11 protein-coding genes and 1 tRNA gene are annotated in these 11602 nt (G+C 32.5%); 6 read left to right on the top strand and 6 right to left on the bottom strand.

The features are described 5' to 3' along the window. Positions 1-13: 13 nt before the first annotated feature. The 3 genes from M666_RS05125 (at position 14) to M666_RS05115 (ending at position 1763) form a co-directional block, all read left to right on the top strand. Positions 14-964, top strand: coding sequence for a PorP/SprF family type IX secretion system membrane protein (locus tag M666_RS05125; RefSeq protein ID WP_024482347.1), 951 nt, complete (start codon positions 14-16; stop codon positions 962-964). A 61-nt stretch (positions 965-1025) separates the two neighbouring features. Further along, positions 1026-1382 (top strand): dihydroneopterin aldolase, encoded by a 357-nt coding sequence (gene folB / locus M666_RS05120; RefSeq protein WP_029447486.1) that lies wholly within the window; start codon positions 1026-1028, stop codon positions 1380-1382. Positions 1383-1692: 310 nt separating this feature from the next. Then, positions 1693-1763, top strand: a tRNA-Cys gene (locus M666_RS05115). 178 nt (positions 1764-1941) lie between these two features. On the opposite strand, the gene M666_RS05110 is transcribed toward M666_RS05115, so the two are convergent. From M666_RS05110 to rnr, 6 genes are all read right to left on the bottom strand, one after another. Further along, a complete protein-coding gene (locus M666_RS05110) occupies positions 1942-2547 on the bottom strand; it encodes an HD domain-containing protein (RefSeq protein ID WP_029447487.1) in 606 nt (201 codons plus the stop codon). 164 nt (positions 2548-2711) lie between these two features. Further along, complete coding sequence (locus M666_RS05105) at positions 2712-3659, bottom strand: ketopantoate reductase family protein (RefSeq protein ID WP_029447488.1); 948 nt, start codon at positions 3657-3659, stop codon at positions 2712-2714. A gap of 62 nt (positions 3660-3721) precedes the next feature. Next, positions 3722-4303, bottom strand: coding sequence for a Crp/Fnr family transcriptional regulator (locus tag M666_RS05100; RefSeq protein ID WP_029447489.1), 582 nt, complete (start codon positions 4301-4303; stop codon positions 3722-3724). Positions 4304-4369: 66 nt separating this feature from the next. Beyond that, on the bottom strand, positions 4370-5047 hold the full coding sequence (locus tag M666_RS05095) for a LysE family translocator (protein ID WP_024482352.1): 678 nt from the start codon (positions 5045-5047) through the stop codon (positions 4370-4372). Positions 5048-5053: 6 nt separating this feature from the next. After that, positions 5054-5734: a head GIN domain-containing protein gene (locus M666_RS05090; protein ID WP_029447490.1), complete on the bottom strand. Its 681-nt coding sequence runs from the start codon at positions 5732-5734 to the stop codon at positions 5054-5056. 65 nt (positions 5735-5799) lie between these two features. Then, positions 5800-7989 (bottom strand): ribonuclease R, encoded by a 2190-nt coding sequence (rnr, locus tag M666_RS05085; RefSeq protein ID WP_024482354.1) that lies wholly within the window; start codon positions 7987-7989, stop codon positions 5800-5802. A gap of 608 nt (positions 7990-8597) precedes the next feature. Here rnr and M666_RS05080 point away from each other — a divergent pair. From M666_RS05080 to M666_RS05070, 3 genes are read left to right on the top strand one after another with little or no spacing between them, the layout of a single operon-like run. Continuing rightward, a complete protein-coding gene (locus M666_RS05080; protein ID WP_029447491.1) occupies positions 8598-9029 on the top strand; it encodes an RpiB/LacA/LacB family sugar-phosphate isomerase in 432 nt (143 codons plus the stop codon). An 8-nt stretch (positions 9030-9037) separates the two neighbouring features. Continuing rightward, a complete protein-coding gene (locus M666_RS05075; RefSeq protein WP_029447492.1) occupies positions 9038-9958 on the top strand; it encodes a cation diffusion facilitator family transporter in 921 nt (306 codons plus the stop codon). 3 nt (positions 9959-9961) lie between these two features. After that, positions 9962-10405, top strand: a complete 444-nt coding sequence (locus tag M666_RS05070; RefSeq protein WP_024482357.1) for a GNAT family N-acetyltransferase — start codon at positions 9962-9964, stop codon at positions 10403-10405. Positions 10406-11602: the final 1197 nt, after the last annotated feature.

Below are 11602 nucleotides of genomic sequence, written 5' to 3'. Positions count from 1 at the left end.
ACCTACAAGTGCAATGAAAAAAATTGGAATTACTTTAGTGCTCTGTTTGTGCAGTTTATTTGCAAAAAGCCAAGAGTTAAACTCACCTCAACTCTCGCAGTATTTAGCAGACAATCCGTTTGTGCTATCACCTACCTATGCAGGTATTGGTGATCACGTAAAAATACGTATCAACGGACTTACACAGTGGGTGGGTATTGAAGATGCCCCAGATACACAATCTTTAGCAGCAGATATGCGTATTGGTAATAGATCTGGTGTAGGTATCTTTTTATACAACGATAGAAATGGTTATACCAAACAACAGGGGGCACGACTTTCTTTTGCGCACCATTTAACCTTAGACAGGTATGATGATGAATTTTTATCCTTCGGTTTATCCTATAACTTTAATCAATTTAGAATAGACATTCAAGAATTTGTTAACGCTGGTGGAGATCCTGGTGTTACAGATGATAGATCTACAGCAAACCATAACTTTGATGTTGGGGTGTTGTATAGAAAAGATAAATTCTATGCTAGTTTAAATGCATCTAACATTTTAGATAAAGATTTATCTGGGTTTAATATTAACTATGAGCCAAATCGTTTAAGAAATTATTATTTATATACAGGCTATAGATATAAGAAAAGTAAGAATAGTGATCTTGAAATAGAACCTTCTATTTTATATAAAATGTTTGAAAGTGATGGCCGTTCTGAAACGGATATGAACTTAAAATTTAGATTTTATCAATATGAAGATTACTACTATGCAGGAATCAACTATCGTTTTTTAAATGACCAGATTGGTAAACCTTTATACATAGCTCCTATTGTGGGTCTTAAAAAGAACAATTTATACTTTGGATATTCTTACCAAATACAATTAAATGAAATAACAAATTATAGTACCGGTACGCACGTAGTTACTTTAGGAGTAGATTTATTCCAAGGATTGAGTAATTGTAGATGTACATATTAACATGCTAAAACCTTATTTTTAGAACTACAAGTTTTAAATTTACCAAAAATTATACAGACAGGTGGGTAAAATAAGTGTTAGTAATATTAGAGTGTACGCCTATCACGGGTGTTTAAAAGAAGAAAGTATCAACGGTAGTGATTATCGGGTAGATGTAGAAGTAGAAGCAGATTTAGCGAAAGCAGCACTTTCAGATCATTTAAAAGATACGGTAGATTATGTGTTGATTAATTATATTGTTAAAGAAGAAATGGCCATAAAGTCAAAACTTTTAGAACATGTAGCCAAACGTATTCTAGATCGAATTTTTAAAGAATGTAGTACAGTAGATTCTGGTAATGTTACGGTATCTAAAATTAACCCTCCAATTAACGGAGATGTTGAAATGGTTTCGATAAACTTACAATTAAGTCGATGAACTACACTCTTAACCGATAGGATTACGCATTAAATATTCAGACATTTGTACCACAGTTATGGCATTGTGGTCGAATTGGATAGACAAAGTTCCGCAAGAACTTTCATAGTGGTTCGAGTCCACTCGATGCCTCAAAAAAGAACGCTTAAATAGGTTTATTTAGCCTTAAGTTCACCCCATAAAAGCGAAAAAGAAAGCTCTAAATTTTTTCAAAGAAAGATTTAGAGCTTTTTTGTACTAAAAAAAGAATAAACATTGTAATAATTAATTTCTATTGTCATTAATTTTTGTAAATTTGCAATCCTAAATTGGCATTGTGGCCGAGTGGCTAGGCAGAGCTCTGCAAAAGCTTGTACAGCGGTTCGAATCCGCTCGATGCCTCTTCAAAATCCTCTTCTTTCATTAGAAGAGGATTTTTTGTTTTATAAATAGTGTACTTCCCTAAGTCAAAAATATCTTTTTTATAGAGCATAACTTCCCTGAAATTCCATAAAAAAAAGAGAACAATAAGGTAACAAAACCTTTTGAAAATTAGTAATACTAAAGAAACTTCTACATATTACAAATTTATTAATTCTGCCTTCAAATTTTTTACCGCAGTTGTTTCAAATTGTGATTTAAAGAAATCAGTTTTATAAATAGCTTCTAAATTCAACATATTCATCAATACTTTTTTTCTTCCTTTGCGATACATAAAATCGGGATAGATATAATATTCCTTTCGGATAGCTTTGGCATAAGTAAGATAATTATCAGGCTTTTCTCCTAGCACAGCCAAATCTAAATCTAATAGAATATTAGTATCATTATCAGCAGATAGCAAATGCTCTTTTGTAGCTTCAATAAGATCCATAACCTCCGTAATAGCCTCAAAAGATGTTTTTGAAATCATTTTTTTAAAATACAAGGCACTTTGATGTTCATTATCACTTCTGGTAGTACTATAAATACTATCATGATAATAAATAGCAAATAGCATGGCATCTAAATTTTTCACTTCAGATTTTACGGTAACTAACCAACGAAACATGTATGCCAAATGTTCTAGATTGTGATAATGTCTAGAAGCAGCACTGTATTTAAGTTTGAGTGCTGACCAACAGGTTTTGGCATAAGACTCATCATCCGTATAGCATTTCATCAAATTCAAAAAATCATCTTCCATCTTACTTTATTTTTTCGATACTAAAAGTTGCTATCTTTTCTACCACCAATCCACCTAAAATATCCCTCAGTACACATTTTAAGTCGCTCTAAGCAACTTTTAGAATTAATCTTACTCAGTAGTTGTTTCTATTTTAGTAAATAAATCAAAGCTACCTAAATAGATTATAAATGTATATGCGCTGCTTTTATCTCCTCATAGATACGCTGGGTATATACCGTAGCACAATTCTCTGTAATACCATAGGTGATGATGGCCCCAGCAAACAATTCTAACTCCGTTTTATTTTTACCAGAATGTACATCTAATTGTAAAGAAGTGGGGGTTGTTGGTGGAAAAGTAGCTGCCTTTTCAAAAACTTTCTGAATAATATCAGCTGCTAGAAAAATATCTTTTTTACCAGCAATAGCCTTTATTTCTTGCATAATTTGGGTAGCTTCTTTTTTCTGAGAAGCCTCAGTACATACTGCACCAATAGAAGAATTGTGTTTTGCAGATACTAAACCAAAACTAGCGATAAAGATAAATTTTGACCAGATAGCACTAAGCGCATTCTCTTTAAATTCAAAATCGATAGTACTTTGTTCGCATACAGCTAATACCCAATCTAAATTTACGGACATATGTGCTGCATCTTTACCAAAAATTAATTTTCCAGCGGCACCTTTATGGGCAACAATACCTTTTTCTTTGATATGTGAAGCCACATACACGCAAGAAGGTAAAATAGTATTGTTTGGTAGTAATGCCCGGATACGATCATAAATATCTGCACCATTCATCATAGGTAGTAAAATAGTGTTGGGCGTAATAACTGTAGAGAGCTGTCTACAAACATTCTCCAAATCATATTCTTTAACGCAGATCAGTAGTAAATCAGGATCTTTAATATCTGAAATATGTTCATAAACAGCATCAGGGCGCGTAATAGGTTGTGCATGTTCTGGAGAAAGTAATGTAAGTCCGTGTTCTTTTACAATTGCATATGTAGTTCCTCTAGCTACAAAAGATACTTTATGTTGTTTATTTTTTTCATTAGCCTGATTAATTTTAAATCCAAAATAACCACCAACCCCACCAAGACCAATAATAACTATATGCTTTGTATTCATTTTATTTTTTTTACAAAGATGGATAGGCATTGTTCTTTAGTCACTTGATAAATGACAAGAAATTACATTTTACTAATTTCTTTCCTAATTCTACTTAAACTACTATCTGTAATGCCTAAATAAGAAGCTATAATTTTAAGCGGTACATGCTGAAAAATATGTGGTTGTACTTTTAAAAGATTTAGATACCGTGTTTCTGCTTTCTGACTGGCCATTTCAATTAATCTATCGTTTAATTTATAGTAATTTATAACAAACAATAGTCTGCTGAATTCTCTAAATTCTGTGATGTTATGAAAATTAGCCTGTACGTTATCAAAATTAGTTTCCCAAAAAGTACAATCTGTTAATGTTTGATATACTTCTTTGGTAGGTTGTTTTTTAAAGAAAGACAGGAAGTCATTTACAAAACAAGGAGCTGTATAAATATTGGTAGTTACCTCCTCATTATCTTCATTTAAAATATACGAACGTACATATCCATGTTCTAAAAAATAGGTTTTTGTACTGATGGTATCTTTATCTAATAAAACGGTATTTTTTTCTAAAGTAAAAGGGCAGAAGGTTGCCGTAATTTTTTCTACAACGGGTTCCGGTATGGGAAATAACGAATGGAAATAGGTATTAATATTGGATTTATCCATGGGCTTATTGGTCTGTAATACTCCTCTAGGTTGGTTGTTAATAACTACACTAAAAGTCTATAGTAGTTATTTTTGTTCTGCTTCACGTATTAACTCTATACCTTCTTGAAAGTTTAATTTGTCTTTAGGTAAAAAGCCTTTTGTAATTAATACTAGGCCACAGATAATTAAAATAATTCCTAAGAGTTTCTTTACTAAAAAAATACGTTTTGGAGTAAGTTTCTTACGTAACTGCTTTGCTAATAACATTTTAAAGAGGTCTGTAACAAAATAAGCCCCTATCATAGAACCAAAAAATACCAATATACGATCGCTGTTATTATCTAAACTAGGCCCAACAATGATGATGATCCCTAACCAAAATACAAGAACACCAATATTGATAAAATTAAGAAGAAAGCCTTTTACAAATAAACTCAGATAATCACCGCTCGTAACTTTGACATCCTCATTTCTAAGTTTTACTTGTTTGGTTTTAAAAGTGATAATACCATAAACCAATAATATGACACCACCAAAAACATAGAGTCCTGGCTGATTGCTTAAATTTTCTAGCAATTGAAAGCTACTAAAATAAGCTGCTGTTATAAATATAATATCAGCTAAAATAACGCCTAAATCAAATATTAGGGCAGCTCTAAAACCTTTTGTTGCACTCGTTTCAAGGAGTACAAAAAAAACAGGGCCAATCATAAAGCTTAAAAAAAAACCTAATGGGATGGCTGCCTGTATATCTTCGATCATAAATATCTACATTCTTTTTATGGTTCCTCCAAAAACAGTTTTCTCTTCCATTTTCTTAGGATTCCCATAAACTAAAACTTCTCCTCCTGCTTTTACACTTGCTTTCACATAGTTAACCGCATAAATTTCTGCTTTAGAACCTGCATTTACATTTACGGTAGTAAAATTTGTTTTAAAAGCTTTTCCTTGATAAATACCACCGGTATTGATCATTACATCCTGATTATCAGAAAAACCTGTTGTGGTAATAATACCGCCCGTAACTGTTTTAATTAGCAACTGTTCTACTTGTGTGTTAATCACTAGCTCACCACCTTCTTGAGCTTTAAGCTCTAGTAAATCTTGCTTTATAGCTTCTTTACTGGTAATACGCGCATCTTCATTAACATCAAGAGTAATTAATTCTTCTGTGTAATACAAATCTACGAAAGTTCTATAACCGCTGAAAATTTTACCAATTTCCATTCGTAATTTTAATACACCATCATTATTAATAATTGCTACTTTAGTGGTATTTGCACCCGTAATCACGGCTTTATTAACACTAGACTTTATTAAATTAATAGATAAACCGTCAAAAGCTTTGACGGTTGTAAATTTATCAAGATTTTGAGTAACCTTCTCGTTTTGTGCATGCCCATTAATTAGTGCAAACACTAAGAAAATTACTATAAAATATTGTTTCATTTTTGTTGTTTTTAGGTACTACTAACTAATACTAAACAAATTCTATTCCAAAATGTAAAACCTGACTATTCTGCTTTACCAATCAATGTAAAATCAAGATGTCTTTTTACAAGATCTGTGTTCTTAACCATTACTTTAACTTCGTCTCCTAATTGATATACAGTCTTGGTACGTTCTCCAATAATAGCATATTCTTTTTCGTCAAAATTATAATAATCGCCTTTTATATCACTGATACGAACCATTCCTTCGCATTTGTTTTCTATAATCTCTACATAGATGCCCCATTCGGTAACTCCAGAAATAACGCCAATAAATTCACGATCTTGATGATCTTCCATGAATTTAATCTGCATGTACTTAATAGAATCACGTTCTGCACTTGCGGCTAAGCCTTCCATATCTGAAGAATGTTTACATTTTTCTTCGTACACTTCTTTTTTAGCGGTAGCACCATTATCTAAATAATGTTGTAACAATCGGTGCACCATAACATCTGGATACCTACGAATTGGTGAGGTAAAATGCGTATAATAATCAAAAGCTAAACCATAGTGACCAATATTGTCTGTGGTATAAATAGCCTTACTCATGGTACGTATAGCAAGGGTATCTACCATATTTTGTTCCCCTTTACCTTTTACATCTTCTAAAAGCTGGTTCAAAGAACTACTTATCGTTTTTTTACTTTTAAAATCAAGCTTATGACCAAAACGAGAAATAATGCCATTTAATGCCATAAGTTTCTCTTCATTAGGTTCATCATGAACCCGGTATACAAAAGTTTTTTCAGGTTTTTGTTTCCCTATAAACTCTGCTACTTTTCTATTGGCTAAAAGCATAAACTCTTCAATAAGTTTATTAGCATCTTTTGCTTCTTTAAAATAAACACTTTCTGGTTCTCCCTCTGGTGTTAAATTAAAACGTACTTCTACTTTATCAAAAGAAATAGCTCCTGCCGTCATTCTACGAGAACGCATAATTTTTGCAAGTTCATCTAATTTTAAAGTAGCATTTACAACAGCTTCAGAAACTTCATAAGCAGCACCTCTAATAGAAATATCTTCAGGAATGCTATTTACTTTATTTTCAATAATGTGTTGTGCTTCTTCATAAGCAAAACGCTCATCAGAATTAATAACTGTTCTACCAAACCATTGGTCTATGACATGTGCTTTTTTATCAATCTCAAATATGGCAGAGAAGGTATATTTTTCTTCATGCGGACGTAATGAACACGCATTGTTAGATAAAACTTCTGGTAACATAGGTACTACTCTGTCTACCAAATATACCGAAGTTGCTCTTTCATATGCTTCATCATCCATCACCGTATCTGGTGTTAGATAATGAGATACATCTGCAATATGAATACCTATCTCATAATTTCCATTTTCTAGAACTTCAAAAGATAAAGCATCATCAAAATCTTTCGCATCTCGCGGATCAATTGTAAAGGTTAGCGTATCACGCATATCTCTACGTTTTGCAATTTCTTCTGGTTTTATAGAAGTATCTAGATCATTTGCAAATTGTTCTACTTCTACAGGAAATTCATACGGTAAACCATATTCTGCTAAAATAGAATGTATTTCTGTATTGTGTTCTCCTGGTTTTCCTAATACTTGTGTAATAGTACCATAAGGAGAATCGCCTTTATCTGGCCATTCGTTATATTCTACAATAACCTTATCACCATCTTGAGCATTGTTTATTTTGTCTTTTGGTATAAAGAAATCGGTATACATTCTAAAATCGCCGATACGTACAAAAGCAAATGACTTTTGCATGTCTACAATCCCTACAAAACTAGTTTTATAGCGTTTTACAATTTTAGTAACTTCTCCTTCTAATTTCTTCCCTTTTCTACGCGGATAGATGTAAATTTCTACCGTATCCTTGTGAAAAGCTCTGTTTATTTTGTTTACGGGAACAAAAACATCATCATCCATACCTTCAATTATGATGTAGGCATTTCCTCTTCCTGTAATATCAACAGTACCAGTATGGTATGTTTTTGTATTCTCTATAGCCTTGTATTTCCCTGGAGAGGTTTCTACAATTCTACGTTTCTCTTTAAGTTGTACTAATCTCTTTATTAAGTCATTACGGTCATTGGCTTCACTAATTTGTATCTTAGCAGCAATCTCTTTGTAATTAAAACTTTTATTAGGTTCCTTTTCTAGGACAGTGAAAATACCTCTTGTAATTTCATTCTTTTTCTGTCCTGAAGACCTTTTCTTTTTCTTCGACATTCAATTCTTTAATTTATCGGAAAATTACAAATTATAATCCATAGGTAGCATTAAGCATTTGTAAAGTCACTTTTTTAAATCTTCTTAGTTATAAACATATATAATATATATACTTTTTCTTTTTTTTAAAATTTAAATAAAATGGTGATTATTATAGTCTGTTAATAACCGATATAAATTTAATTAAGTTTACTTGTTTTGCGTTTATAAATAACTTTATTGACAATTTATACAATTGATTACAATTTTAGAATCAGTTGTTTAAATAGGTTATTAACTAATCTTAATAACTTCTGTGAACATAAAATTATTGATAAGTAGGTGTAAATTTATTGTTAACTACTCGGTTTGAAGTTGTGATATCTTTCAAGTAGATTTTTAGAAGTTTATCGTTGAAATACCAATAACTTTTGTAAACCAGAATTACTATTTAATATCAAAATTTACTAGTTAGTTTTTTTAAGTAGTTTATCAACAATTCTATATAATTACTAAAGGGCTAAGTAACAGCATCTTTTCCTTTTGGTTAAAAAAATGTTGTTAATAAGCCAAAATCTGTGGTGAAACCATAGGTATTTGTACCTTTACGGTATAAATAACAGTGTATTATGAAGATAGCTATAGGCAATGACCATGCCGGTACAGATTATAAATTAGCCATTGTAGGAATGTTAAAATCTATGCATATAGAGGTTAAGAACTATGGTACTGATGGTACTGATAGTGTAGACTATCCAGATTTTGTTCATCCAGTGGCAGAAGATGTAGCTTCTAGCGCTGTAGATTTTGGTATCATTATATGTGGTAGTGGCAATGGTGCTTCTATTACCGCTAACAAACATCAAAAAGTACGTTCTGCTTTATGTTGGACGAATGAGATAGTTGCTTTGGCAAGACAACATAATGATGCTAATATTTTAAGTCTTCCTGCACGTTATATATCATTACCGCAAGCTTTAGAAATGGTCAAGACATTTTTAGACACTAAGTTTGAAGGTGGTAGACATGAACGCAGAGTAGAAAAAATACCTTGTAAATAAGAATAGGTATGGGTCACAATCACGCACATGGCCATCAACATAACCATCCAGATCTAAAAGGAAGAAACCTTCTTATATCTATCTTACTAAATATCATTATCACCGTAGCGCAAGTTATTGGCGGCTTGGTATCTGGTAGTTTGTCTTTATTGTCTGATGCGCTGCACAATTTTAGTGATGTCTTATCGCTTATTGTGAGTTATATAGCCACTTTATTTGCAAAAAAAGAAGCGTCTACCAATAAAACATTTGGCTATAAACGCGCAGAGATTATTGCGGCCTTTGTAAACTCTGCTTCCTTAATAGTAGTTGCTATTATATTAATCAAAGAAGCTGTAGAACGTTTTTTAGAGGCGCAACCGGTAATTCAATCAAATATTGTTATTTGGCTTTCCTTATTAGGTATTGTGGCTAATGGCTTAAGTGTCTTATTATTAAAGAAAGATGCTGATAGCAATATGAACATGAAATCTGCTTATCTACATTTACTAACAGATATGTTAGCTTCTGTAGCAGTATTAATAGGTGGTCTGGTCATGAAATTCTATGAACTGTATTGGGTAGATGCTTTGCTTACCTTAATTATTGCGTTTTACCTTATCTATGTAGGTTATGATCTTTTAAAAACATCTACGCGGGTACTCATGCTTTTTACTCCTAATACGATAGAAGTTAATAAAATTGTAGAAGCCTTACATAAGATAGATACAATCAAGAATGTACACCACGTGCATATTTGGCAATTAAATGAAGACGAAATACATTTAGAAGCCCATATAGATTTTGATACCGATATTCGCTTATCTGAGTTTGATGCTATATTAGAGAAGATAGAGGAAGAGGTGTTCCATAAATTCGGAATTAACCATGTGAATATTCAACCAGAATATGATAAGGTAGATAACAAACAAATTATAGTACAAGATTAAGTTATGCTAAAGGTTCAAGTAAAAGAATTTAAAGATTTATCTACCATAGAATTGTATGCTATTCTACAATTACGTAGTGAAGTATTCGTGGTAGAACAAGACTGTGTATATCAAGATTTGGATGGGAAAGATTTCAAATCACTGCATGTTATTGGCTATCATGAGGAAGATGTAGCGGCTTATACGCGTATTTTTAAAGCAGGCGATTATTTTGAAGAAGCCAGTATTGGTAGGGTAGTGGTGAATCCTAAATACAGAAAAGATGGTTTTGGTAGAGAAATTATGAAAGCTTCTATTGCTGCGGTTAAAACAGCGTATGGTGAAGATACTATTCGTATTTCTGCTCAAAAATACCTTTTAAAATTCTACACCTCTTTAGGGTTTAATGTTGTTGGTGAAGAATATTTAGAAGACGGTATTCCGCACATGAACATGATTAAAAATTAGCCTGTTTATAACTTGTTAATTCAACAACGGTTGTTGATTTTTCAATGACCGTCCTTGAATTTGTGTTGTCACTTCGAGTGAATTATTTTGCAGCAATAGCGAAGAAATCATTAGTATCGAGAAGTGTTAATAACTCCAAAAAGTTCCTAATACCCTTCTCCCGTTGGTCGAAGCACTCGAACTGACGGTGTAGTTTCTATTTTGTTAATTCAACAACGGTTGTTGATTTTTCAATGACGGTCCTTGAATTTGTGTTGTCACTTCGAGTGAATTATTTTGAAGCATTAGCGAAGAAATAATTAGTATCGAGAAGTGTTAATAACTCCAAAAAGTTCATAATACCCTTCTCCCATTGGTCGAAGCACGCAAACTGACAGTAAATTTTGTTTCTAGTATAGTTTGTTAATTCAACAACGGTTGTTGATTTTTCAATGACGGTCCTTGAATTTGTGTTGTCACTTCGAGTGAATTATTTTGAAGCATTAGCGAAGAAATCATTAGTATCGAGAAGTGTTGATAACTCCAAAAAGTTCCTAATACCCTTCTCCCGCTGGTCGCAGCATTCGAACTGACGGTAGAGTTTCTATTTTGTTCATTTAACAACCGTTGTTGATTTTTCAATGACGGTCCTTGAATTCGCGTTGTCACTTCAAGTGAATTATTTTGAAGCGATAGCGGAGAAATCATTAGTATCGAGAAGTGTTAATAACTCCAAAAAGTTCCTAATACCCTTCTCCCGATGGTCGCAGCACTCGAACTGACAGTAAATTTTGTTTCTAGTATAGTTTGTTAATTCAACAACCGTCCTTGATTTTTCAATGACGGTCCTTGAAATTGTCTTGTCACTTCGAGTGAATTATTTTGTAGCGGTAGCGAAGAAATCATTAGTATCGAGAAGTGTTAATAACTCCAAAAGTTTCATAATACCCTTCTCCCGCTGGTCGAAGCACGCAAACTGACAGTAAATTTTGTTTCTAGTATAGTTTGTTAATTCAACAACCGTTGTTGATTTTTCAATGACCGTCCTTGAATTTGTGTTGTCACTCTGAGTGTATTAGTTTGAAGCATTAGCGAAGAAATTATTAGTATCGAGAAGTGTTAATAACTCCAAAAAGTTCCTAATACCCTTCTCCCGCTGGTCGTAGCACTCGAACTGACGGTAGAGTTTCTATTTTGTTAATTCAACAACTGTCCTTG

It is taken from the genome of Cellulophaga baltica 18 (assembly GCF_000468615.2).
GTDB lineage: Bacteria > Bacteroidota > Bacteroidia > Flavobacteriales > Flavobacteriaceae > Cellulophaga > Cellulophaga baltica.
The sequence above is the reverse complement of the archived record's forward strand: the minus strand, read 5'-3'. Positions and strand labels throughout refer to the sequence as shown.